Raw genomic sequence first — 23,734 nt, 5'->3', positions numbered from 1 at the left:
ATGACAGGACCGGGCGCGGCGCAGTCCTAGCGCGCGCCGCGGTCAGTCGGTCCGGTGGAAGGCCACGCGGACGTCCAGGCCGCCGCCCGGCGTGTCATGCAGGGTGATCTCCGCGCGGTTCACCTGCGCCAGCCGCCGCGAGAGCGGCAAACCCAGGCCACGCCCGGGCACGTGCGTGGCGAGACGCGTGCCGATCTGGAACGCCTGCTCGTGCAGGCTGGGATGCAGGCCCGGCCCGTGATCGGTCACGCGGATGACCGGCCCCCACGTGGCCGACGGCGGGTCCAGCGTGACCGTGACCGGCCCGCTGCTGTACTTGCAGGCGTTCTCCACGAGGTTCTCGATGATCTGCTGCACCTGCGCGGCGTCCACCGTCCACAGCAGCGGCGCGGACGGACGCCGCACCCGCACGCGCAGGTTCTCGTGCCGCGCCACGAGCGCCGTGAGGTCCGTGGGAGCCGGCGCGCCCGTCATGCGCACGTACCGGGCGTCCAGCTGTTCCAGCTCGCTGCGGCTGGCAAGCTGCTCGGCCGCGTCCTCGATGCTGCGCAGCAGTTTCTCCCGCGCGCGCAGGTTGTCGGTGTGCCGCAGGGCCTCGGTGGCCAGCAGCAGCGCCTGCATGGGGCGGCGCAGTTCATGCGCGGCCATGCCCAGCGCCTCGCGCTGCTGCGTCTCGCTGTGCTCGCGGCTGCGGCGCTCGTGCCCGGCGCGGTTCAGGGCCGCCAGGATCAGCACGCTGCCCATCAGGCCGCTGATCAGACCGGCCAGCAGCATCGTGCTCTCCAGACCCCGCAGTTCCAGTTGCAGGCTGCGGCCCAGGCCCTCCTGAAACTGACTGTTCGCCGCGTCGAGCTCCACCGCGATCCGCAGGGCCTCCTGCGTGGCCTGCGGGGTGCGTTGGTCGATCAGGGGCCGGATGTTCCGCAGCTGCACCTGCGCCTCCTGCTCCCGCTCCTGCAGGTGCGGGTACCGGTCCTGGGCGCCGTCCAGCAGCTGCACGACCCTGCGGCGCTCCTCGTCCAGCTGCGCGGGGGCCACGGTCGCCTGGACCTCCACGGCCGCGTAGTGCACCAGCGTGGTCAGCAGCTGCTGGTACGACGTGGTGTTCCAGGCCACGTCGTTGTACGTCAGGGTGCGCCGGGCGGGCAGGAACGCCGCGACGATCAGCGCGACCGACAGCAGCATGGGCAGCAGGGCCGTGAGCAGGTTCGCTCGGCTCTGCTGCGTCAGGTCCCACAGGGGCGCGCGGTCCGGTTCAGGCACGGGGCAGGAACGGCCCGGTCAGGTCCGCCGCGGGTCGCGCGAGCGGCCGCGGGCGGCAGGTCCGGGCGGAGCCCGGTCGGGAGGCGGAAGGAGACGTGGACGCCAGCGAAGACGGAGTGAGGGATCGGCGTCCGCCAGCGGAGCGCCCGGCCGGGCGGCGAGGCAGCCGAGCGGCGAGCGGACTTGTGCAGGGGACACGCCGCGCATGCTACCGATTCCGGCGTGGGCCGCTCAAGGGCCCGCCCGCGCGCCCCGGCCGCCCGCCGCCTGCCCGCGCCCCTGCCGCGCGCTATGCTGCGCCCTGAACATGACTGAACGACCGCTGGTTTCGCTGGGAGACCTGACCTGGGACGTGCTGGCGAAGCCGGACACCCTGCTGCTGCCCGGAGGGGACAGCACGGGCCGCATTGAACTCTCGGGCGGGGGCAGCGCCGCTAACCTGGCCGTCTGGGCGCGGCGATCCGGGACGGGGCGCGCCGTGCATTTCGTCGGGAAGATCGGGCAGGACCGGTTCGGTGAGCTGGCCGTGGCGGAACTCCAGGCCGAGGGCGTCGCGGCGGACGTCATCGAGAGCGCCGAGCACCCCACGGGCGTCATCCTGGGCCTGATTGACCGGCGGGGGCAGCGCGCCATGCTGACCGGCCAGGGCGCCGACTGGGAACTCCTGCCGCACGAGCTGCCCAGCGAGGTGCTGCGCGCCTGCGGGCACCTGCACCTGACCGCCTGGAGCCTGTTCCGCGACCCGCCCCGCTCGGCCGCGCTGCACGCCGCGCAGCTGGCCCGCGCGGGCGGCGCGACCCTCAGCCTGGACCCCGGCAGCTTCCAGATGATCCAGAGCATGGGCCGCGAGGTGTTCCTGCGCATCCTGGACCGCCTGCCCGTGGACATCCTGTTCCCGAACGACGATGAGGCCCGCGCCATGAGCGGCCGCGGGGACCGCCACGAAGCCATGGACTGGTTCCGGGCGCGCTTCCCGGACGCCCTGATCGTCATGAAACTCGACGAGGACGGCGTGCTGATCGAAGGGCCCGCGCAGGCGCGCGTGCAGGTCCCCGCCACCCCGGACCGCGCCGTGGACGCCACGGGCGCCGGGGACGCCTTCGGCGGCGCGTTCCTGGCCGAGTGGCTCCGGCACGGCGACGCCGGACGCGCCGCGCGCCTGGCCGTGCAGGTGGGCGGCTGGGTCGTGTCGCGCTTCGGGGCGCGCCCACCCGCCGACGAGGAACTGCGCGCCCGGATCGCCACGCACGCCGGAGGTGCCGCGTGAGACGCGGCGGGGCCGGGTGCCTGCGCGTCCTGGCGATCTTCACGCTGCTGCTGTTCGGCGCGGTGGGCGGCGCCCTGTGGTACGTGCGCGGCCTGCTGGGCCCGGCGGGCGGCGCCCCGTACACCCTGACGGTCAAACCCGGCGACACCCTGGCCGGCGTGGCCTCCACCCTCCAGGAGCGGCGCATCGTGAAGAACGGGGACGTGCTGCGCTTCCTGATGAAACGCAGCGGCACGGCCGGCAGCCTCAAGGAGGGCCTGTACGACCTGAACGGCCAGATGACCGCCGAGCAGGTCGCCGCGAAACTCGCCGGGCCCGCCCGCATCCCCACCGTGAGTGTCACGATCCCCGAGGGCCGGCGCGTGCGTGACCTGCCCGCCATCTTCCAGAAGGCCGGATTTGACGGCGCGGCCATCCTGAAGGTCCTGAATGACGCGGCCCTCAGCCCCTACGCCAGCGGCAAGCAGCAGAACCTCGAAGGATTCCTGTTCCCCGCCACGTACGACCTGCGCCCCCAGGCGACGCCGCAGCAGGTCGTGCAGACCCTGCTGGACCGCATGAGCCGGGAATTCACGCCCGAACGCGTCGCCAGCGCGAAGAAACTGGGCCTGAGTGTCCGCGACTGGGTGATCCTGGCCAGCATGGTGCAGGCCGAAGCCGCGAACGACACCGAGATGCCCGTCATTGCCGGGGTGTTCCTGAACCGCCTGCGCGACGGCATGACCCTCGGCAGCGACCCCACCGTCGCCTACGGGCTGGGCAAGAACCTGCCGGAACTGGACCGCAGCGCCGGGGACTTCACAAAGGACACCCCGTACTCCACGTACACCCGCGCCGGACTGCCCGCCGGGCCCATCAACAATCCCGGCGAGGCCGCGCTGCTGGCGGTGCTGCAACCCAGGCGCACCCTGACGGACGGCCGGGACGCCGTGTACTTCCTGCACGGCCTGAACGGCAAGATCTACGTGAATCACACGTTCGCCGAACACAACCGGGACATCGCCCGCTACCGCTGAACGCCCCCTGGCCAGCCGGTGGGGCGGACCCGGCCCAGGCATCTACGCTGGGCGCCCCTGTCTGAACTGCGGCTGATGACGTGACAAACTTCGCCACACGGCCCAGGCTGTCCTCGCTAGAGTACGGGCATGATCCTTACAACGCTGCTGCTGGTTGTCGTTCTGACCACCGCCGCGCTCTTCCTGCGCAGCGTGCTGGGCGGCGGTGACCGCTACGCCCAGATTCCCCGCGGCCCCGGCCGACGTGACTCCGCGCAGGACGTGTACTGGGAGGCGCGTGTGCTGGCCGCCCTGAACGGCAACCGCTCTGCACTGGAACGCCAGGTGCTGAGCAAGCAGCGGCACAAGCCCGGTCTGAAACGCTGGGAGCTGCTCCGTCTGGTCTACCTAGACGCCACCCGCCGCAATCCTGCGCTACGCACCGAACGTCGCCCCACCCCCCGCCCCGGCACCTACCGCACCCACTTCTGACCTCAGAGGCCGGGGCGCCAACCCGATCCCAGCGGCATCAGGCTGAACGCACTTGACCGTCACTGGCCCAGGGCCGCATGCCGCCGCTTCTGGGCTCTGCTCCGGAGGCGCAAACTGTGATGAATTTCACGGGAGCCGACATGTCATTGACGCGCGGGGCGCACCCTGCGGCGCGTGAACACCCGCGCGTCCCTGACCCTCCTGCTCAGCACCGTGACCCTGGCCCCCGCCGCCTCCTTCAGCCTGGGTGGTGAACTGCGCAACCCCACCCAGGCCGCCCCCCTGGGCGCCGGACCACTGACGGTCCTGCTGACCAACCTGAGCGGCGGCTGGCTGCTCGGCATGGGGCCCCTGAAAGGCGCGCGCTTCAACGTGGTCGTGCCCGCCACCTTCAAACCCCCCGTGCAGCCCCTGGACGTCTGCGACGGCGTGACCGTGCAGCCCGGCGGCGCGCGCACCTACACCGCCGAGACCCTGCTGCTGTTCAACGCGGGCACGAACGCCGTGGCGACCCTGGTGCAGGCCGATCACCCCACCACGCCCACCCGGCGCGGCCAGTGGGTGTACAGCGACCGCACCGTCACCCTGCGGGGGCGCTGCGCGGGCCTGAACACCTACTACAGCCTCACGCTGCGGCCCGGCTGGACCGGCGTGACCACCGAAAGCCGCGACGGGCACTTCGAGATCATGAACGCCAGGAGCAACCTGCCGTACTGGGTGCAGCCCGTGCTGAGCCGTCAGGCCCGCGCGACCTTCCCCACGCTGTTCAGCGGCCAGCGCAGCGCCTTCACGACCCGCTGACGTCAGGACCTGAATCCGGCGCACGGACGGGCGCCGCGTCCCGGCCCCGCGGCACGTCCCGCGCGCCCCGCCGCCCGAACGCGTGCGCCAGATCCCGCTCGCTGAGGCGCAGCACGGTGGGTCGCCCGTGCGGGCACGCCCACGGATGCTCGCAGCCGGCCAGGGCGTCCAGCACCGCCTGACCGCGCGCCTCATCCAGCATGCCGGCCTTCAGCGCGGGCGCGCAGGCCAGCCGCGCCAGCACGTCCCGCCGCGGGTCCGGGCCGTCCCCCAGGGCGCACTCGACGATCTGCTCGTGCAGCCGGGGCACGTTCAGCGGGGCCAGCGCGGCGGGCAGGGTGCGCAGCCGCGCCAGCCCCGCGCCGAAGTCCTCCAGCGTCAGGCCCCAGCCCTGCAACTCCGGGCCGCGCTCGTGCAGGCGCGCGAGCTGCTCGGGCGTCAGGTGCAGCAGCTCCGGCTCGGGCAGCTCCGCCGGGGCCTGGGCGCCCAGCGTGCGGGTCAGGTGCTCGAACAGCGCCCGCTCATGCGCGGCGTGCGCGTCCACCACCCACAGGTCCCCCTCGCCCTGCGCGAGCAGGTACAGCTCCTGGTACACGCCCAGCAGTGTCAGCGCCGGGAACGCCGCGTGCCCCGGCGCGGACGTGGGTTGTGCCCCTGGACGCAACTCCGGCAGCGCACGCGCCAGCGGGTGGGCTGAGAGCGCCGCCGCCACCGCCGCCCGCACCCGCGCCGCCACGCCCGGCAGATCCGCCAGCGCCACCACCTGCTTGGCCGGATGCACGTTCGGATTGTGATCCCCGGGCGCGACCGTCACGTCCAGCACGCACAGCGGCGCCACGCCCGCCGGGAGCAGCTCTCCGAAGCCCTCAATCACCGCGCGTTCCAGCTCCGGCGGGGCCAGCACCGGCCGCCCGTTCACGCTGACATGCATCCGGTCGCGCCGCGCGCGGGTCAGCTCCGGGCGGGATACCACCCCGCGCACCCCCTCGCCCGACACGGTCAGCACGCGGTTCGCGCTCAGCGGGCCGTACACGCTCGCCACCGCGCCCCGGTAATCGCTGGGCGCGTGCGTCAGGCGCACCTCGCCGTCCACCGTCAGCCGCCAGTGCAGACCCGGGTGGTGCAGCACGTACCGGCCCAGCAGCGCCGTCACCTCCCGCACCTCGGAGGCCGCCGGGGCCTGCGTCCGCAGCCGCCCCGGCAGTCGCGCGAAGAGGTTGCGCACCGTCACCGTCGTTCCCGCCGGGGCGGACGCACGGGCCACCTGCACGTCCTCACCCTGCGCGAGCACTTCGCACGCCCCCACCTGCGCCGCCGGACGCGACACCACGTGCAGCTCCCCGGCCTGCGCCGCCGCCCACAGCGCCTCCCCCCGGAAGCCCAGCGTCGTCACGCCCTCCACCGAACGCGCCTGCGGGGACAGCTTGCTCGTCGCGTGCCGCAGCGGCGCCAGGCCCACCGACCCTGCCGGGATGCCCGTGCCGTTGTCCCGCACCCGCACCAGCCGCAGGCCCCCTCCGTCCACCTCTACGTCCACACGGGTCGCCCCGGCATCCAGGGCGTTGTCCACGAGTTCCCGCGCCACGTCCAGCGGGCGCGACACCACCTCACCCGCCGCGATCAGACGCGCCACATGAGCCGGGAGAACGTGAATGTCAGGCGAGGTCACCCAGTCAGGGTAGCGGGTCACGCGCGGATACTTTCTGCCTCAGGTCGCGTTCGGCCAGTGCTCAGGCCGGGTCGGGCAGCACCTTCCCCGGATTCAGCAGGTTCAGCGGGTCCAGCAGCGCCTTGACCTCGCGCATCAACTCCACCGCGTCACCGTGCTGGGCGCGCAGGAAGCGCCGCTTGTGCAGACCCACGCCGTGCTCGCCGCTGCACGTGCCGCCCAGCGCCAGCGTCCGCTCGACCAGTCGCCCGTACAGAGCCTCGATCCGCGCCCAGTCAGCCGAGCCGGGCGGCGCGTGGAACAGCACGTGAAAGTTCCCGTCCCCCACGTGGCCCAGCACGCTCGCGTCCAGCCCCTCTGCCCGCAGCCCCTCCTCGGTGAAGGTCAGGATCTCCGGCAGGGCGTCCAGCGGCACGCACAGGTCCGTGCTGAGAAACTGCTCGCCCGGATGCAGCGCCTTCAGCGCGTAGAACGCGTGATGCCGCGCCCGCCACAGGGCCTCCAGCTCCTCGGCGTGGCGGGCCACCCGCACGTCCAGCGCGCCCGCGTCACGGCACAGCTCCTCGCACAGCGCCCGCACGTCCTCCAGCGCGCCTGCCGACGCGCCCGCCAGCTCAATCCACAGGGTCGGCACCTCCGGCTCCTGCAACCCCAGGTAACGGTTCACGGCCCGCAACCCCCGCGCGTCCATCAGTTCAAGCCGCTCCGGCTGCGCCGACGCGCCCATCACCAGCGTCGCCGCCTGCGCCGCTGACCCCACATCCGGGAACGCGCAGCGCAGCGCCAGCCGTGCCGTCGGCAGCGGCCACAACCGCACCGTCAGCTCCGTGATCACACCCAGCGTGCCCTCCGCACCCAGAAAGAGGTGCCGCAGATCGTACCCGGCGCTGCTCTTGCGCGCCCGGCTGCCCAGCGCCAGCACCCGCCCGTCCATCAGCGCCACCCGCAGCGCCAGCACGTTCTCCCGCGTCGTCCCGTACCGCACCGCCGCCGTGCCACTCGCGTTCGTGGACGCCATGCCCCCCAGCGTCGCCTCGGCGCCCGGATCCACCGGAAAGAAGAGCCCCTGCGCGCGCACCGCGCGGTTCAGCTGCGGGTACGTCACGCCCGGCTCCACCGTCGCCTGAAACGCCCCCGGGCGCACGTCCAGCACGCGCGTCATGCCACTCAGGTTCAGGCTCAGCGCGCCCGGCGGCGGAATCAACTGGCCCTCCAGGCTGCTGCCCGCCGCGAACGGCACCACCGGCACCCGGAACTCCCGTGCCAACGCCAGCGCCCCCACGATGTCCGCCTCGCTGCGCGCGAACAGCACCGCGCCGGGCCGCGCCGCCTCCAGCCCGCTCTCATCACGCCCGTGGGCATCCAGTACCGCCGGAGCCGTACTCAGCGCCTCCCCGAACCGCGCCCGGAACGCCCCCAGCGCCCCCTCACCCAGCTCCGCTGCCGTCATGCGCCCATTGTGCGCCCGCGCGCCGCTCAGCCCGGCGTGACCTCCGCGCCGGTGACCTCGCGCTGCCAGCGGTGCAGCAGGTCGAGGGCCTGCATGGGCGTCAGCCGGGCCAGATCCAGCGTGGCGAGTTCCCGCGTGAGGCGCGTGTCGGCGCCCTGCGCGCCCAGCGCGGTGAGCAGGCGGGCGGCGCGGGTGGTGACCTGGGCGGGCAGTCCGGCGAGGCGCGCGACCTCCACGCCGTAGCTCTGGCGGGCCGCGCCGGGCACAACCTGATGGTAGAAGGTCAGGCCCCCGCTCCCGGCAGCGTCTTCCTCGGCGGCCACGTGGAGGTTCACGAGGCCGGGCAGGTCGGTTTCCAGGCGCGTGAGTTCGAAGTAGTGCGTGGCGAACAGCGTGTGCGCCCCGGCGACGTGCAGGTGCTCCAGCGCAGCCTGGGCGATGGCGAGGCCGTCGAGGGTGCTCGTGCCGCGCCCGATCTCGTCCAGGATCACGAGGCTGGCGTGCGTCGCGCCGTGCAGGATCGCGGCGAGTTCGCTCATCTCGACCATGAACGTGGAGCGCCCGCCCGCGAGGTCGTCACTCGCGCCGATGCGAGTGTGCACGGCGTCGTACACCGGGAGTTCGGCGTGGTCGGCGGGCACGAACGAGCCGATCTGGTGCAGCAGCGCGCACAGCGCGGCGGTGCGCAGGTACGTGCTCTTGCCCGCCATGTTCGGCCCGGTCAGCAGCACCGCGCGCCGCGCCGGATCGAGGTGTACGTCGTTCGGCACGAAGCGTCCGCCCAGGCTGCGTTCCACGACCGGGTGCCGCGCCTGCACCAATCGCAGCGGGCCGCCACTGGTCACCGGGCGGATCCAGCCGTGCTCGGCGGCCACGTCGGCCAGCGCGGCCAGCACGTCCAGTTCGCTCAGCGCCCCGGCGGCGTCGGCCAGCGCCTCGGCGTGCGCGGCGAGGCTGTCACGCAGCTCAGTGAAGACCTCCTGCTCCAGGCGGCTCGCAGCGGCCTCCAGCCGGGCGATCTCCCGCTCGCGTTCGCGCAGGTCCGGGCGGGTGAACCGCGCGCGGTCCTTCAGGGTCGCCACCTGCCGGTAATCGGCGGGCACCTTGCCCAGGTGCGCGCCCGTGACCTCCAGGTAGTACCCGAACACGCTGTTGTACCCGACCTTCAGGCTGCCAATCCCGGTGCGCTGCCGCTCGGTGATCTCCAGTTCCGCCAGCCACGCGCGGTGCCCGATCGCGGCGGCCCGCAACTCGTCCAGCTCGGCGTGGAAGCCGTCACGGATCAGGCCGCCCTCACCCACGCGGATGGGCGGCTCGTCCACCAGCGCCGCGCGGATGCGGGTCACGACGTCCGGCAGGGCCGACAATCTCTCGCGCACACCCCCCAGCAAGCCCCCCTGCGCGCCCAGCAGGTCGGTCGCCTCGGGCAGCAGGTCCAGCGTGCGGGCCAGGGCCGCCACCTCGCGCGGCGCGGCCCGCCGGGTCGACACCCGCGCCGAGAGCCGCTCCAGGTCATGCGCGCGGTACAGCAGGGACCGCACCGCGCCGCGCAGGTCCGGCGCGCGCGTGAACGCCTCCACGGCGTCCAGCCGCGCGCGGATGCTCAGCTCGTCCAGCAGCGGGGCGCGCAGCCACGCCCGCAGGCGCCGCCGCCCGCCCGCCGTGCGGGTCTGCCCCAGCACGTCCGTCAGCGTGCGGCCCTGCGGGGACTGCGCCTGGAACAGCTCCAGCGCCCGCACCGCCGCGTCCGGCAGCCGCATGTGCGCGCCCGGCTCGAAGCGCACCACGCGCCTGACCATGTCCAGCTGTCCCTGCTGCGTCACTCGCGCGTACCCCAGCACCGCCCCGCACGCTCGCCGCAGCGCCCCCGACGACAGGCTCGCCGGGACCTCACCCAGCGTGGCCCGCAGCGCCTCGTGCGCGTCCGTCTCCTCGAAACTGGCAGGGGAGAGCATCACCGGGAAGCGCGCCTGGAAATCCGCCAGCAGCGCGGCGTTTCCCGACAGTTCCGGCGCGAGCAGCACCTCCCGCGCCCGGCACCGCGCCAGCTCGTCGTACAGGGCGAGGCGGGTGTGGAACGCCGCGCAGCGGAACTCCCCCGTACTGACGTCCAGCAACGCCAGCGCGTACCCGTCCCCGGTCGCCACCGCCGCCAGGTAGTTCTCGTCCGCGCCCAGGTGCCGCTCCTCGGTCACCGTGCCCGGCGTCAGGAGCTGCGTCACGCGGCGGTCCATCAGGCCCGAGCCCGGCTCCTCCACCTGATCCGCCACCGCCACGCACACCCCGCACGCCAGCAGCCGCTCCACGTGACTGTCCAGCGCCCGCAGCGGAATCCCCGCCATGGGCGTACTGAAATCCCGGCTGCTCTTGTGCGTCAGCGCCAGCCCTAAGAGCCGCGCGGTGCGCTCGGCGTCCTCCCCGAACGTCTCGTAGAAATCCCCTACCTGAAACAGCAGCAGCGCGTGCGGCAGCGTCTCGGCCACCTCGTCGCGCATCCGCACGTATTGTTCCAGCATCGGCGGCAGCGCCCCCGACCCGGTTCCCTTCAGGACATTCTGAGCCCGCATCCCGCGCAGGATAGCCGCCCCCCGCACCCCGGATGGAGAGAGGCGCACCCTTGCCCCGTGCAGGGGCCGGTCAGTTGTCGAACCAGAACACCAGCCGCAGGTCCGCCGGGTCCGCCACCTGAGTCTGAAGGTACGGCACGACGCGGCTCAGCAGCCCCGTGGCCTGTCCCAGGTCGCGGTAGGTGCGCACGTCCCGTTCCAGGCGGCGCTTGACGCCCACCTCGCTCAGGTCGAGATCCCGCAGCTGCTGATCCCAGTCGAAGCGCAGCAACTCGTCCAGCGTCAGCCACGACGGGTGATGACACCAGACCTCCGCTTCAGTCCAGGCGGCCTGAAGGGCGGCGCTGAGATCGCCAGGCAGGCCGCGCGGGGCGGCGATCGGCTCGATCTCGATGGTGTTGCGGACGCCGGCCAGCAGCGCGAAGAGGTCGTAATCCCGGTCCAGATCCAGCGGATGCCCCCAGTGGGCTTTCAAGATCCGGTCTTCCTCCTCCGGGCTCATTCCACTGGTGTCCGGCACTGGGTGAAGGTCGGCTGGCTCCCACCTGCTGTTCCGGCGGATCTCGTAGTGCTCGTGGATGTCGCAGCCCATAGCCCCGAGCATGCCAGTTCTGCCTGCCGTGTGGGCTGCCCGTGCGGTGTACCCTCGGCGCATGAGCCTCTTTCAGCTGAACGGGAAACGCGCCCTGGTGACCGGCGGGAGCCGCGGCATCGGGCTGGCCGCCGCGCACGATCTGATCCGCCTGGGCGCGCAGGTGACGCTGGCCGCCCGGAATGAGGAGGTGCTGCGCCGCGCCGCCGACGCCATCGGCGCGCGCTGGGTCGTGGCGGACGTGGGCACCCCGGACGGCGTGGGGGCTGCCGTGGAGGCCGCCGGGCAGGTGGACATCCTCGTCAGCAACGCGGGCGGGCCGCCCCCCGCGCAGCCCAGCGCCGTCACCGAGGAGGGATGGGCGCAGGGCTTCCAGACCACGTTCATGAGCACCGCCCGACTGGCGACGGCGGTGCTGCCCGGCATGCGCGAGCGCCGCTGGGGCCGCATCATCGCCGTGACCAGCCTGACCGTGGGCCGCCCCGCGCTGAACCTCCCGGTCAGCAACGCCATGCGCGCCGCCGTCACGAACCACCTGCGGACCCTGGCACTGGAAGTCGCCGCGGACGGCGTCACCTGCAACACGGTCGCGCCCGGCTACACCGCCACCGACCGCCTCAACGCCCTGCACGCCGACCCCACTGACGCCGAGCGCCTGAAGGGCCGCATTCCCGCGCGGCGGTTCGGTGAGCCGAACGAGGTCGCGGCGGCCATTGCGTTTCTCGCCACGAACGAGGCGGCGTACATCACGGGTCAGGAGATCCTCGTGGACGGCGGCTGGAGCATCTGAACTGGTTGGTCGGAGGGAGAGGTCCGGGGCATCTGAACCGCGCCTGCCGGGGCACGCTGGGGACCGCGCGGGGCCTTCACCGTCATTTGACCAAGCCCCATTAAGGTTTCATAGGTGAGCTGCCCCCCATCCGATTTCCCCCCGCTCGCATACCTTCAAGGTAAGACGGCCCCACACCCCCACACCTCACTCGATCCTGCCCGCGCGGGCAGCGCAAGGAGCACCTCATGGGTCCTTTGGAAATCGTCCTGATCATTGTCGTCATCGCCCTCGTCTTCGGCGCGAAGAAACTCCCGGAACTCGGCAAGGGCCTCGGGCAGGGCATCAAGGAATTCAAACGTGAAACGCACGCCGACCGGGAGCCCGTCACGGACGTGCCCTCGCGCCCGCTGGATCCCGTGACGCCCGCCACGCCCGTCACCCCGGTCAGCGAGCCCATCAGCGACCGCCGCTGAACCCCGCAAAGGAGCGCGTCATGCCCGCCACCCCACCCAAAGAACTGAGCAGCGCCCCGCTGTTCGATCACCTGGACGAGCTGCGCAAGCGGATCATCATCAGCGTGATCTTCCTGGCGATCGGCATGGCCGTCGCCTTCCAGTACCGCATCCAGCTGATCGAGTTCTTCAAGGAACCCCTGACGCACTCCACCCTGTACCAGGCGGGCAAGGTCAAGCTGGTCGCCCTGCAACTCACCGAGCAGCTGATGCTGAGCCTGAACATGTCCTTCTGGGCGGGGCTGGCGCTAGCGCTGCCGTTCATCCTGTGGCAGGTGTGGGCGTTCATCGCGCCGGGCCTGTACGCCCACGAGCGGCGCTGGGCGCTGCCGTTCATCCTGGGGGCGGGCGTAGCGTTCCTGGGTGGCGCGCTCTTCGGGTACAAGATGGTCCTGCCCACCATGATTCCCTTCCTGGCGGACTTCATGGGCGGCACGGTCGAGGGGTACTTCAGCATCGGATCGTACCTGGGCATGGTCACCACCTTCCTGATCTCCTTCGGGCTGGCCTTCGAGATGCCCATCCTGGCGGTGATCCTCACCCGCATCGGGATCGTGAACCACACCATGCTGCGCGGCGGGTGGCGCATCGCGCTGGTCGTCATCATGATCGCCGCCGCCGTGATCACGCCTACGCCCGACCCCATGAACATGCTCCTCGTGGCCGCGCCCCTGTATGTCCTGTACGAACTCAGCGTGATCCTCTCGCGCGTGTTCCGCGTCGTGCCCCCCGAGGAGACCGAGACGCCCGCCCCGCTGGGCTTCTGAGCGTCCCCGCCTGCGCGCGGCCCCCTGCCTCCGGGCGGGCGGGCCGCGTTCCCGCTGCGGAGGCTCTACACTGCGGGGGACCTATGGATCCCATCTTCCTTCAAATTGGCAATTTCACGATTGCCTGGTACGGTGTGCTCATCACCCTGGGCATCGTCGCTGGCGTGTGGGTCGGCACGCGCATGGCCCGCGAACGCGGCCTGAACGTCGACCTCTTCAACGACATGATTCTCTGGATGATCGTGTGGGGCCTCGTGGGCGCGCGGCTGGTGTTCGTGCTGACCTCCTGGAACCAGTTCGAGAACATCCCCTTCCCGCGCGTGCTGCTGGACATCGTGAACCTCCGCCAGGGCGGCATCAGCATTCACGGGGGCCTGATCGGCGGCATCCTGGTGATGCTGTACTACGCCCGCCGCAAGGGCATGGACTTCTACCGGTACGCGGACCTGTGCGTGCCCGGCGTGGCGTTCGGCATCATCGGCGGGCGCATCGGGAACATCATGAACGGCACGGACACGGTCGGCCGCGTGACCGGCTGGCCCATCGGCTTCCACTGGCCTGCCGGCGCCCGCGCCTTCCATGACGGCATGTGCATCAAGAACGCCAACCCGGACATGGACCTCTCGCAGTACTGCCAGCAGATCGGCGGTCAGCTGGTCATGACGGCGCCTGTGCACTTCACGCAGATGTACGGCGTGATCATCGGCATCATCCTGTCCGTCGCGGCGTACTTCTGGCTGCGCAGCCGCATTCCCGGCTGGGCGTTCTGGCAGTTCTGGCTGTGGTACTCGATCCTGCGCGCCGGGTGGGAGGAGACGTTCCGCCTGAACCCCCTGACCCTCAAGACGTACCTGAACCAGGGCCTGGACGCGCCCGGTATCGGCCTGCTGACCGACACGCAGCTCATCAGCATTCCGCTGATCATCGCGAGCATCTGGATGCTGATCCGCCTGCGCCGTAAGGGCGCGCCCGCACCGGCCGCCCCGGCGGAAGTCACGGCCTGAGCCCACGCCCGCAGCACGAGAGAGGGTGATCCCAGTACGGGGTCACCCTCTTTCGCCTGCGGAGCCTGCCGGTGCGGGCAGGTTGATACAGTGGGCAGGCTATGACTGAACAGACCCGTCCGCTGGACGTCGTGATTCTTGCCGCCGGGCAGGGCACCCGCATGAAATCCAGTCTCCCCAAGGTGCTGCACCCCGTCGCCGGGCGACCCATGGTCGCGTGGGCCGTGAAGACCGCTCAGGACCTGGGCGCGCGCAACGTGGTCGTCGTGACCGGCCACGGCGCCGAGCAGGTCGAGGAGCACCTGAAGGGCGCGGGCGTGGTGTTCGCGCGGCAGGCGCAGCAGCTGGGCACCGGGCACGCGTTCATCCAGGGCCTGGACGCCCTGAGTGACCATGGGGCGGACGTGCTCGTGCTGTACGGCGACACGCCCCTGCTGCGCGCCGACACGTTACAGGCGCTGTTGGACGACCACCGCGCCCGGGGCGGCGCGTTCACGGTCCTGACCGGCGAGCTGCCCGACGCGACCGGGTACGGCCGCATCATCCGCGGCGCGGACGGCGCGGTGGAACGCATCGTGGAGCAGAAGGACGCCACGCCGCAGGAGCGCGCCGTGCGCGAATTCAACAGCGGCGTGTACCTGATGGACGCCCGCGCCCGCGCCCTGTCGGGGCGCATCACGAACGAGAACGCCAGCGGCGAGTACTACCTGACCGACCTGCTGGGCCTGTACCGCGCTGAGGGCGCCGAGGTGCACGCCTTCAAACTCACCGACCCCAGCGAGGTCATGGGCGCCAACGACCGCACCGGCCTCGCTGAGGCCGAGGGCATCATCCGCGCGCGCCTCACGCAGGAGCACATGCGCGCCGGCGTGACCATCCTCATGCCTGAGACCGTATCCATCGAGGATACCGTGCAGATCGGCCGGGACGTGACCCTGGAACCCGGCGTGATCCTGCGCGGCGCGACCCGCATCGCGGAGGGCGTGACGGTCGGCGCGTACAGCGTTCTCACGGACAGCACCCTGCACGAGGGCGTGACCATCAAGCCCCACAGCGTACTGGAGGGCGCCGAGGTCGGTGCGGGCAGTGACGTGGGCCCCTTTGCGCGCCTGCGGCCCGGCACGGTCCTGGCGGATGGGGTGCACATAGGGAACTTCGTGGAGACCAAGAACGCCCAGCTGGCCGCGGGCGTGAAGGCCGGGCACCTCGCGTACCTGGGTGACGTGACCATCGGCGAGGAAACGAACGTCGGGGCGGGCACCATCGTCGCGAACTTCGACGGCGTGAACAAGCACCGCTCGCAGGTGGGTGCGGGCGTGTTCATCGGCAGCAACAGCACCCTGATCGCCCCGCGCGTGGTCGGCGACGCCGCCTTCATCGCGGCGGGCAGCGCCGTCCACGACGACGTGCCCGAGGGGGCCATGGCCGTCGCGCGCGGCAAGCAGCGCAACCTGGACGGCTGGTCGAAACGCTACTGGGGCGGCCTGCGCGAGAAGGTGCAGGTCAAGCTGCCCTGGCTGGCCGGCTGGCTGGCCCGCCAGGACTGAACCCGGCGGGGCCCGGCCGCCATCCGGAGTGACCCACAGCCACACGCCCGCAAGGGCGTGTGTTTCTTGCGCGCTTCAGATGGGCAGGGGCGGGGGCGTGTCCCGGTGCCTTTTTTTCGCCTGCTTGTGCGTGTACATGCGCTGGTCCGCCTGCTCGAACGTCTGGATGCTGGGCTGCGCGGGGGTGGTCAGCGCCGTGCCGAAGCTCACGCCGGACTGTGGGTACGGCCCGGCCTGCAGGTGCGCCTCGATGCGCCGCAGCGCCTCGGCGAGCGTGCCGCCGGCCTCGGGTGGGGCGAGCAGTGCGAACTCGTCGCCGCCCAGGCGGTACGCGCTGACCTGCCCGTCTTCCAGGGTGCGCAGCTGCGCGGCGAAGTCCCGCAGGAGGTCGTCGCCGCGCCGGTGCCCCTGGCGGTCGTTGAGCTGCTTGAGGCCGTCGAGGTCAATGACGATCAGCAGCTGCTCGCCGCTGTCCGGCGCGCCAAAGGCCTGCTCGAAGGCGTAGCGGTTGTTCAGGCCGGTCAGCAGGTCAGTGCGCGCCAGGTGCAGCGCCTGCTGCAGCTGCGTGATGGACGCGCGGTTCTGCGCGCTCAGCAGGCGGATCAGGTCGGCCAGCGCGAAGGCCAGCAGCAGGCCGTCCAGCGTGCCGCCCAGCAGCGTGAACAGCTCGGAGTTGAAGGGCACGTCTGGGGTGAGGCCCACGTTGCCGGGCAGGATGATCGCCGCGGGCACCAGCAGCGCCAGCAGGCCCAGCACGAAGAAGCGGGCGGGTTCGAAGCCCTGCCGCCAGGACGCCACGCCGCTGATCAGGGCCAGCAGCAGCCACACGGCGATCACGCCGGTTGCCAGGACGTGCGCGTAGGGCAGCAGCACGAAGGCGGTGGGCAGCAGCGTCAGCGGCAGCAGCAGGTTCACGAAGCTCAGGCGGTCCAGCAATGGCAGGCGGGCGCGCAGCTGCAGGAAGTGCCGGTAGAACAGCGTGTTCAGGATGGGCAGCAGGAAGAACCACACGTAATGCCAGCGCAGGTCGTGCCAGCCGAACACGTCGGCCGGCAGGTGGAACGTGAAGGCCCACCCGGCGCAGTAGGCGAGCATGTACGCCGCGTAGTACAGGAACGAGCGGTTGCGGGTACCCGCGTACACGAACAGGTTGTACATGGCCAGGGTCAGCAGGGCGCCCAGGGCCAGCAGGATCAGGGCGTTCTCGCGGGACACGGTGCGGCGGTACGCGGCGCGGCTGGGCACGCTGAATTCCGGCTGGGACGCGAAGTACGGGCTGCGGACCCGAGCGACGATCACGCCCTGCTCGCCGGGGTTCAGGGTGAGGTCCGCGCCGTAGTGCAGCATGTACGGGTGCTCGGCGCGGTACCCGGTGCGGATCACCTGGGTGGGCTGGCCGGGGCGGTACACGCGGGCGTCCACGAATTCCATCAGGGTGCCGTGCGGGTCGAACACCCACTCGCGCTGGGCGGTGGGGTTGCGCAGGTTCAGCACCACCCACACGTCATCCCCGGTGAGGCGCACCCGGCTGACCGGCGTGAGCCCCGCCTGCCACGCGGCGAGGTCGGCACCGCTGGCCGGGAAGCTCAGCGGCGCTGCGCCGGGCGGCGTGCGGTAGAGCCGCGCCGCGCCGACCTGAGGCGTCTGCGCCTGAACGGCCGGGCGCGCGTCACTGGCGCAGGCCAAGCCGGGCAGGAGGGCCAGCAGGGTGAGCAGACTGCGGCACAGGGTGGTCCAGCGTGAATTCAAGTGGGTCCCCCTGTGGAAGGCCGACCTGGGATACATTCGGTGAGGAAAAGGTGAAAAAGTGCTCAGACCAGAATACATATTCCTGCCCGGCAGTGTGAATATGCGCGCGCCCCTGCACCTGTCGGGGGCAGATATGCGCGGCTTCTTCCTGCGTGGGGACCTCACTCGACTCCAGGCGTTCGTGGACGCCGGACTCAACCGCGCCGCGCAGGGCGCAGCGACGTTCAAGGTGCTCTCGCCGTTCGTGATGCTGACCTTCACCCGCGTGGGCCACGCGAACTCCGGCGCGCCCAAGGACGCCGCCAGGGGCTGGATCACCGAGACGGACATCATCACCTGGGTCATGCTGGGCCAGCAGGACGAGCGCGGGCACTGGTCAGGGCTGTACTTCTACCCGGCGCACATCTGGGTGGACGACACCATGGCCCTGATCAACGGCCGCGAGCTGTACGGCTACCCCAAGTACGACGGCCGCTACCACATGCCCGAGACGCCCGGCCAGGGCGGCGACTACCACCTGAGCGTCAAGGCCTTCGAGCCGTTCAGCCCGGACACGCAGATCGCGTGGCACCCCCTGCTGGACCTGACGCCCGCCGGCGGTGGCCGGGCCAGCGAGGTCGGGGACCTGGCCGAGCTGGTCCTGGCGGCGCTGCGTGACCTGGGCCCCGAGGCGCTGACGCCCGACGCGCGCGGCTGGGCGGACCTGCTGTCCCTGCTGAAGAACCCCCGCACGGACCAGATCTTCCTGAAGCAGTTCCCGGACGGCAGCGGCGCCGGCGCCGTGTACCAGGCGGTCGTGGCGGCCCCCGCCGTCGTGGACAAGGTCCGCAGCGTGCGGCTGCTGGGCGGCGAGTACACCTGCACGCTGCATGACGTGGCGTCCTTCCCGCTGGCCGACACGCTGGGCCTGACGCTGGGCGAGCAGCGCGCCCTGCTGCCCTTCGAGATGCAGTTCGACTTCACCGTCACCGAGGCCGCAGAGGTCACGCCCCCCGCCCGCGTTCCGAAGGAAAAGATTGCGATCATCGGCGGCGGGGTCGGCGCGATCAGCGCCGCGTACCACCTGACCGAGCAGCCCGGCTGGCAGGACCGCTACGAGATCACGCTGTACCAGATGGGCTGGCGGCTGGGCGGCAAGGGCGCCAGCGGCCGCAACGCCGAGTACGGCCAGCGGATCGAGGAGCACGGCCTGCACAGCTGGTTCGGGTTCTACGAGAACGCCTTCCGCATGATTCAGGGCATCTACGGTGCGCTGGACCGCCCGGCGGGCGCGCCGCTGGCCACCTGGCAGGACGCGTTCAAACCGCACGACTTCATCGTGCTGAGTGAGCACATCGGGCAGGAGTGGCGCCCCTGGCCGCTGATGTTCCCGCCGCTGCCCGGCACGCCCGGCGACGGGCGCGAGCTGCCCGAACTGCTGGAGATCGCGCAGGCCATGCTGTCCTGGGTGCGCCACTGGGTGTCCGAGGTCTGCCACCACCGCCCCCCCGCCCCGGCGGTCGCGGCGGGCGAGGCGCACCCGGGTTGGCTGCGCGGCCTGGCCGCGACCGTCTGCGCGGACGTGGCGCACCTGGCCAGCAGCGTCGTGCACGCCGTCGAGGGCGCCTGCGCGCTGCTGGGCGACCTGCCCGCCATGATTCACGCGCACGAGGACCCGCACGGCCTGCTGGCCGACGCGCTGCAGGGCATCCGCGAGTGGCTCGACCGGGAGGTCTGTGCGCTGCTGGACGCGGACGACACGCTGCGCCGCCTGTACATCTGCCTGGACCTGGGCGTGACCACGCTGCTGGGCATGCTGCGCGACGGGGTCCTCGAGCACGGCCTGGACGTCATCAACGACATCGACTTCCGCCAGTGGCTCCTCAAGCACGGCGCGAACGAACGCTACAGCGTGAACAGCGCCGTCGTGCGCGGCTTCTACGACCTGATCTTCGCGTACGACGGCGGCGACTACGGCCGCCCGAACGCCGAGGCGGGCACCATGCTGCGCGTCATGATCCGCATCGGCCTGACGTACAAGGGCAGCATCATGTACAAGATGCAGGCCGGGATGGGGGACACCATCTTCTCGCCCGCCTACCAGCTGCTCAGGGCGCGCGGCGTGAAGTTCCAGTTCTTCCACCAGCTGAACGAATTGATTTCCGACGGGGACGAGGTGGCCGAAGTGCACCTGACCCGGCAGGCGACCGTGGCCAGCGGCGCGGAGCACTGCGATCCCTTCGTGTACGTGAACGGGCTGGCCTGCTGGCCCAGCGCGCCCAACGCGGACCAGCTGCTGCCCGCCGAGGCGAAGCTGCTGCGAGAGAGCGGCGCGAACCTGGAGAGCCACTGGAGCACCTGGCCGCAGGTGTACCAGGAGGCCACCGGCAGCGAGCTGCCGCGCGTGACGCTGAAACGCGGCGTGGACTTCGACCGGGTGATCCTGGGCGTGTCCGTGGCGTCCGTGCCGCTCGTCGCGCCGCAGCTCGTGACGCCCGGCTCGGCCCTGCACGCCGCGACCAGCGCCGTGAAGAGCATCCCCACGCAGTCCTACCAGCTGTGGATGAACCGCGACCTCACCTCGCTCGGCTGGACCGACCAGCCCGGCGGGCAGCAGCCCGTCCTGAGCGGCTTCACCGAACCCTTCGACACCTGGGCGCCCATGGACCAGCTGCTCCCCCGCGAGGCCTGGCCTGACACGCCCGACGCGCCGCGCGACGTGGCGTACTTCTGCTCCGTGTACCCCGACCCCGGCCTGCCCGACCCCACCCAGACGGACTTCCCCGCCGTCAACGCCGCGAACGTCCGCGCCAGCGCCCTGAACCAGATGACCACACAGCTCGGCGCGCTGATGCCTGGCACGCAGCAGGGCGGCACTTTCGACTGGACCGTGCTGACCGACCCGCAGGGCCGCTCAGGCGAGGCGCGGTTCGACGGGCAGTACTGGCGCGCGAACCTCGACCCGTCCGAACGCTACGTCATGAGCGTCGTGGGCAGCAGCCGACACCGCCTGCGCGCCGACGAGAGCGGCTACCGCAACCTGATCCTCACCGGCGACTGGCTGCGCACCGGCCTGAACGCCGGCTGCGTCGAGGCCGCCACCATGGCCGGCATGCAGGCCGCGCAGGCGGTCACGGGCGTCCGCGCGCCCATCCACGGGGAGGACGACCGCCTCAGCCCCCTGTGACCGGCGGCAGTGGGGGAGACGGCCACACTGACCGCTCCTCCATGCAGGTCCTCCATGCAGGGCGCATGTGCACCTTCCGTCAGACGCGCGGGCGTACGCTGCCCCTCATGATCGAGGTGCACGGGTACACCAAACGCTACGGGCGGCACGAGGCCGTCAGCAACCTGTCGTTCACGGTGCAGCCCGGCGCAGTCTTCGGCCTGCTGGGCAGCAACGGCGCCGGCAAGACCACCACCATCCGCGCGCTGGTCGGCCTGACCCGCCCCACCAGCGGCACCGTGCGCGTCGCGGGCTTCGACGTCTGGAAGGACCCCGTGCGGGCCAAGGCGGCCTTCGGGTACATCCCCGACCGCCCGTACCTGTACGGCAAGCTGACCGCGCGGGAACTGCTGCGCTTCGTGGGCCAGCTGTACGAGGTGCCCGGCGCGGACGCCGAGATTGACCGCTGGCTGGAATTCTTCCGCCTGACCGACTTCGGCAACGAACTGATCGAGACGTACTCCCACGGCATGCGCCAGAAAGTCGCGATCATCGCGGCCCTGCTCCCCGACCCGCCCGTGCTGATCGTGGACGAACCCATGGTGGGCCTCGACCCGCACGCCGCACGGCAGGTGCGCGACCTGTTCCGCTCGCACGCCGACCGGGGCCGCACCGTGCTGCTCACCACGCACTCGCTGCCCGTCGCGGAGGCCGTGTGCGACCGGCTGGTCGTCCTCGACCGCGGCAAGGTGCTCGGCGAGGGCAGCATGGACGACCTGCGCGCCCGCACCGGCACCGAGGCGGGCGGCGTGCACGGCGACAGCCTCGAGCGCATCTTCTTCCGCCTGCTGGAAGACGAACTCGACGAGCAGCGCCGCGCCCGCGAAGAAACCGGGGCCCCCGGGGTGGGCGCTTGACCGCCACGCCCGCCCCCCGCCCCACCCGGCCCGCCCCGCCCAGCCTCAGCGCCCTGAAGCTCCGCGCGCTGGCGCACACCATCCGCAGGGCGCCCAAGTGGGGCTACGCGCTCGTTGGCGCGCTGGCCCTGCTGCTCCTGACCGGCGAGGTGATCGGCACCTGGAAGGCCCTCACGTTCCTGGGCCGCTTCGGGGACATCGGCCTGAACGTCTTCGCGCGCGTCCTGGAAATCGGCCTGATCACCCTCGCCAGCGGCGTCACCTTCAGCGCCACCACCGCCGCCATCAGCACCCTGTACCTCAGCGACGACCTGAACTTCCTCCTTACCCAGCCCATCAAAACCACCCGCGTGTTCGCCCTGAAGGTCACCGAGACGTTCCTGAACGCCGCGCTCGTCCCTGTGTTCCTGACCGTGCCGCTGCTCCTGACCATCGCCACGTACTTCCACGCGCCCCTCTGGGCGTACCCGGTCATGCTGCTTGCCGCGCTGCTCGTGTTCGCCGCGCCCGTCGGTTTGGGCGCCCTCCTGGCCGTGCTGCTCATGCGCGTCGCCCCGGTCGGCCGCGTCCGCGAGGTCAGCACTGGCCTGGGGGTGATCATCAGTGCCGCGCTCGTCTACGCCATCCGCGCCCTTCGACCCGAAGTGCTCGTGCAGAAACTCCAAGACCCCACCAAAATCGAAGCGCTCCTGCGCGACTTCGCCGGACCCAGCAGCCCCCTCCTCCCGCCCTCCTGGGCCGCGCAGGGCATCTGGCAGGCCGCGCACGGCCACCTCGCCACGCCCCTGCTGCCCCTGCTGCTGCTCACCGCCGCGCTCCTGCTGGGCGCGACCCTGCTGGCCGCCAAGGCCTACCAGGACGGCTGGGCCCGCGCGCTGGACTCCAGCACCCCCAGACTCGACCCACGCCCCCGCCGCGCAGGCACCACCGAACGCCTCCTCACGCGCCTCGGCCGCGGCGGCGCGCTCGCCAGCAAGGACCTGCGCGTCACCCTCCGCGACCCCACCCAATGGAGTCAACTGCTCGTCGTCGTCGCCCTCGCCGGCGTGTACCTCGTCAGCGTCAAAGCCGTCCCCATCCCCATCCCGCAGTTCCGCGGCATCCTCGGCTACATCCAACTTGCCTTCCAGGGCTTCATCATCGCCGGCATCGCCGTCCGCCTCGCCTTCCCAGCCATCAGCACCGAAGCGCGCGCCTACTGGCTGCTGCGCACCGCGCCCATCCAGCCCCGCCAGATCGTTCTCAGCAAATTCCTGGGCGTCCTCCCGGTCACACTCACCGTCGGCCTCGTTATGGGCCTCGCCAGCGCCGCCGCCATGAACCTCGGCCCCACCCTGTTCCTCCTCAGCGCCCTGGTCAGCATCAGCAACGCCCTCGTCATCACCGCCCTCGGCGTGGGCCTCGGCGCCGCCGCCCCCAAATTCGACGCGGACAACCCCGCCGAGATCGGCGTCAGCCCCGGCGGCCTCGCCTTCATGGGCCTCAGCCTCGCCTACAGCGTCCTGTGCCTCCTGCTCCTCGCCCGCCCCGCCGCCGGCAGCGTCCTGCGCCCCGACCTGTTCCCCGGCTACAGCGCCCTCACCACACTGGAAGGCATCCTCGGCCTCATGGGGCTGCTCGTCACCACCGTCCTCGGCACCTGGCTTAGCCTCCGCAGCGGCTGGCAGAGGCTAGATTGCTTGGAATGAAGGTGTATTCCCTTCACCACTTCAGTTACGCAACTTCGGGTGGGCGACTGTCGTAGCTTGTCCGTAGTGTGCAAGTGGCTCAGGCCTCGGTCCTACTTTCCCATGGACTCGCCTTCCTCATGCCGCAAGCTGAGCTTTGACGTGCCGCAGCAGTTTGAGGACGGGTGCCAGTTCTCCGGACTTCATAGCCGAGAACACGAGAGAATCAAGGTGTGGGCGCAGCTGAGCGATGTGGGACGTGTTTAAAACGGGGCTGCCCATGAGTATAAGCAGGGTCTGGTCAGGGCAGCAGGGTAGTTCGAGGAGCGCAAAAAGAGGTGAGTCTGGCGTCATGCTCGGCATCGTATGGGCCTAATAGGGGGCGATAATTTCCACCACGCGGTAAACTCGCTGTGGAAGCTTTTTTTAGTCGTCTTGACTCAGCTATAATGAGTTTCTGAATGATGACTCATATGTGAGATACTTGGACCGTGACTAAGAGCCTGAGGACAGAACGGAAGCACGATGATGCGTCGTGGCAGACTTGACCTATGCCCC

Annotated in this window: 18 protein-coding genes; 12 read left to right on the top strand and 6 right to left on the bottom strand. The window is 71.1% G+C overall.

The window, feature by feature from the left end; translation table 11 throughout:
- Positions 1-42: 42 nt before the first annotated feature.
- Entirely contained in the window at positions 43-1,263 is a 1,221-nt protein-coding gene (locus IEY63_RS16355) for a sensor histidine kinase (RefSeq protein WP_189070067.1), read from the bottom strand.
- 307 nt (positions 1,264-1,570) lie between these two features.
- Between IEY63_RS16355 and IEY63_RS16350 the strand changes: the two genes are divergently transcribed.
- The 4 genes from IEY63_RS16350 (at position 1,571) to IEY63_RS16335 (ending at position 4,818) form a co-directional block, all read left to right on the top strand.
- A complete protein-coding gene (locus tag IEY63_RS16350; protein WP_189070066.1) occupies positions 1,571-2,530 on the top strand; it encodes a carbohydrate kinase family protein in 960 nt (319 codons plus the stop codon).
- The gene (gene mltG, locus IEY63_RS16345; protein ID WP_229784761.1) at positions 2,527-3,546 is read left to right on the top strand and encodes an endolytic transglycosylase MltG; all 1,020 of its coding nucleotides are present in this window, start codon (positions 2,527-2,529) and stop codon (positions 3,544-3,546) included. The genes IEY63_RS16350 and mltG overlap by 4 nt, the downstream gene beginning before the upstream one ends.
- Before the next feature lie 129 nt (positions 3,547-3,675).
- Positions 3,676-4,017, top strand: coding sequence for a hypothetical protein (locus tag IEY63_RS16340; protein WP_189070065.1), 342 nt, complete (start codon positions 3,676-3,678; stop codon positions 4,015-4,017).
- Positions 4,018-4,191: 174 nt separating this feature from the next.
- On the top strand, positions 4,192-4,818 hold the full coding sequence (locus IEY63_RS16335; protein WP_189070064.1) for a hypothetical protein: 627 nt from the start codon (positions 4,192-4,194) through the stop codon (positions 4,816-4,818).
- Here IEY63_RS16335 and mutL read toward each other — a convergent pair.
- From mutL to IEY63_RS16315, 4 genes are all read right to left on the bottom strand, one after another.
- Entirely contained in the window at positions 4,805-6,487 is a 1,683-nt protein-coding gene (mutL, locus tag IEY63_RS16330) for a DNA mismatch repair endonuclease MutL (RefSeq protein WP_189070063.1), read from the bottom strand. The two genes, IEY63_RS16335 and mutL, sit on opposite strands and share 14 nt — an antisense overlap.
- Before the next feature lie 61 nt (positions 6,488-6,548).
- Positions 6,549-7,937, bottom strand: a complete 1,389-nt coding sequence (locus IEY63_RS16325) for an FAD-binding oxidoreductase (protein ID WP_189070062.1) — start codon at positions 7,935-7,937, stop codon at positions 6,549-6,551.
- Positions 7,938-7,963: 26 nt separating this feature from the next.
- A complete protein-coding gene (gene mutS, locus IEY63_RS16320; protein ID WP_189070061.1) occupies positions 7,964-10,504 on the bottom strand; it encodes a DNA mismatch repair protein MutS in 2,541 nt (846 codons plus the stop codon).
- A 70-nt stretch (positions 10,505-10,574) separates the two neighbouring features.
- Positions 10,575-11,096 (bottom strand): hypothetical protein, encoded by a 522-nt coding sequence (locus IEY63_RS16315; RefSeq protein ID WP_189070060.1) that lies wholly within the window; start codon positions 11,094-11,096, stop codon positions 10,575-10,577.
- A gap of 61 nt (positions 11,097-11,157) precedes the next feature.
- On the opposite strand from IEY63_RS16315, the gene IEY63_RS16310 reads away from it, so the two are divergent.
- The 5 genes from IEY63_RS16310 (at position 11,158) to glmU (ending at position 15,698) form a co-directional block, all read left to right on the top strand.
- Positions 11,158-11,886, top strand: a complete 729-nt coding sequence (locus tag IEY63_RS16310) for an SDR family oxidoreductase (protein WP_189070059.1) — start codon at positions 11,158-11,160, stop codon at positions 11,884-11,886.
- 227 nt (positions 11,887-12,113) lie between these two features.
- Entirely contained in the window at positions 12,114-12,341 is a 228-nt protein-coding gene (locus IEY63_RS16305) for a twin-arginine translocase TatA/TatE family subunit (protein WP_189070058.1), read from the top strand.
- A gap of 20 nt (positions 12,342-12,361) precedes the next feature.
- Positions 12,362-13,147, top strand: a complete 786-nt coding sequence (gene tatC, locus IEY63_RS16300; RefSeq protein WP_189070057.1) for a twin-arginine translocase subunit TatC — start codon at positions 12,362-12,364, stop codon at positions 13,145-13,147.
- Between the two features lie 83 nt (positions 13,148-13,230).
- Positions 13,231-14,151 carry a prolipoprotein diacylglyceryl transferase gene (gene lgt / locus IEY63_RS16295; protein ID WP_189070056.1) on the top strand — a complete coding sequence of 307 codons (921 nt, stop codon included), beginning with the start codon at positions 13,231-13,233 and terminating at the stop codon, positions 14,149-14,151.
- A 101-nt stretch (positions 14,152-14,252) separates the two neighbouring features.
- On the top strand, positions 14,253-15,698 hold the full coding sequence (glmU, locus tag IEY63_RS16290) for a bifunctional UDP-N-acetylglucosamine diphosphorylase/glucosamine-1-phosphate N-acetyltransferase GlmU (RefSeq protein WP_189070055.1): 1,446 nt from the start codon (positions 14,253-14,255) through the stop codon (positions 15,696-15,698).
- Positions 15,699-15,773: 75 nt separating this feature from the next.
- Here the strand turns inward: glmU and IEY63_RS16285 are convergent, their stop codons facing one another.
- On the bottom strand, positions 15,774-17,447 hold the full coding sequence (locus IEY63_RS16285) for a sensor domain-containing diguanylate cyclase (RefSeq protein WP_189070054.1): 1,674 nt from the start codon (positions 17,445-17,447) through the stop codon (positions 15,774-15,776).
- Positions 17,448-17,547: 100 nt separating this feature from the next.
- Here IEY63_RS16285 and IEY63_RS16280 point away from each other — a divergent pair, with 100 nt between their 5' ends.
- The 3 genes from IEY63_RS16280 (at position 17,548) to IEY63_RS16270 (ending at position 23,197) form a co-directional block, all read left to right on the top strand.
- Positions 17,548-20,613 (top strand): NAD(P)-binding protein, encoded by a 3,066-nt coding sequence (locus IEY63_RS16280; RefSeq protein WP_189070053.1) that lies wholly within the window; start codon positions 17,548-17,550, stop codon positions 20,611-20,613.
- A 107-nt stretch (positions 20,614-20,720) separates the two neighbouring features.
- A complete protein-coding gene (locus IEY63_RS16275; RefSeq protein ID WP_189070052.1) occupies positions 20,721-21,509 on the top strand; it encodes an ABC transporter ATP-binding protein in 789 nt (262 codons plus the stop codon).
- Positions 21,506-23,197, top strand: coding sequence for a putative ABC transporter permease subunit (locus IEY63_RS16270; RefSeq protein WP_229784760.1), 1,692 nt, complete (start codon positions 21,506-21,508; stop codon positions 23,195-23,197). The genes IEY63_RS16275 and IEY63_RS16270 overlap by 4 nt, the downstream gene beginning before the upstream one ends.
- Positions 23,198-23,734 lie beyond the last annotated feature (537 nt).

This window comes from Deinococcus radiotolerans (assembly GCF_014647435.1).
GTDB lineage: Bacteria > Deinococcota > Deinococci > Deinococcales > Deinococcaceae > Deinococcus > Deinococcus radiotolerans.
This window is presented reverse-complemented; position numbering and strand designations above follow the sequence as displayed.

Bases quoted from the DNA above. Each gene is read 5' to 3' on its own strand.
- tatC (WP_189070057.1), top strand. From the start codon at position 12,362: ATGCCCGCCACCCCACCCAAAGAACTGAGCAGCGCCCCGCTGTTCGAT.
- IEY63_RS16280 (WP_189070053.1), top strand. From the start codon at position 17,548: ATGCGCGCGCCCCTGCACCTGTCGGGGGCAGATATGCGCGGCTTCTTC.
- IEY63_RS16340 (WP_189070065.1), top strand. From the start codon at position 3,676: ATGATCCTTACAACGCTGCTGCTGGTTGTCGTTCTGACCACCGCCGCG.
- IEY63_RS16275 (WP_189070052.1), top strand. From the start codon at position 20,721: ATGATCGAGGTGCACGGGTACACCAAACGCTACGGGCGGCACGAGGCC.
- IEY63_RS16350 (WP_189070066.1), top strand. From the start codon at position 1,571: ATGACTGAACGACCGCTGGTTTCGCTGGGAGACCTGACCTGGGACGTG.
- glmU (WP_189070055.1), top strand. From the start codon at position 14,253: ATGACTGAACAGACCCGTCCGCTGGACGTCGTGATTCTTGCCGCCGGG.
- IEY63_RS16305 (WP_189070058.1), top strand. From the start codon at position 12,114: ATGGGTCCTTTGGAAATCGTCCTGATCATTGTCGTCATCGCCCTCGTC.
- lgt (WP_189070056.1), top strand. From the start codon at position 13,231: ATGGATCCCATCTTCCTTCAAATTGGCAATTTCACGATTGCCTGGTAC.
- IEY63_RS16310 (WP_189070059.1), top strand. From the start codon at position 11,158: ATGAGCCTCTTTCAGCTGAACGGGAAACGCGCCCTGGTGACCGGCGGG.
- IEY63_RS16315 (WP_189070060.1), bottom strand. From the start codon at position 11,096: ATGGGCTGCGACATCCACGAGCACTACGAGATCCGCCGGAACAGCAGG.
- IEY63_RS16325 (WP_189070062.1), bottom strand. From the start codon at position 7,937: ATGACGGCAGCGGAGCTGGGTGAGGGGGCGCTGGGGGCGTTCCGGGCG.
- mutS (WP_189070061.1), bottom strand. From the start codon at position 10,504: ATGCGGGCTCAGAATGTCCTGAAGGGAACCGGGTCGGGGGCGCTGCCG.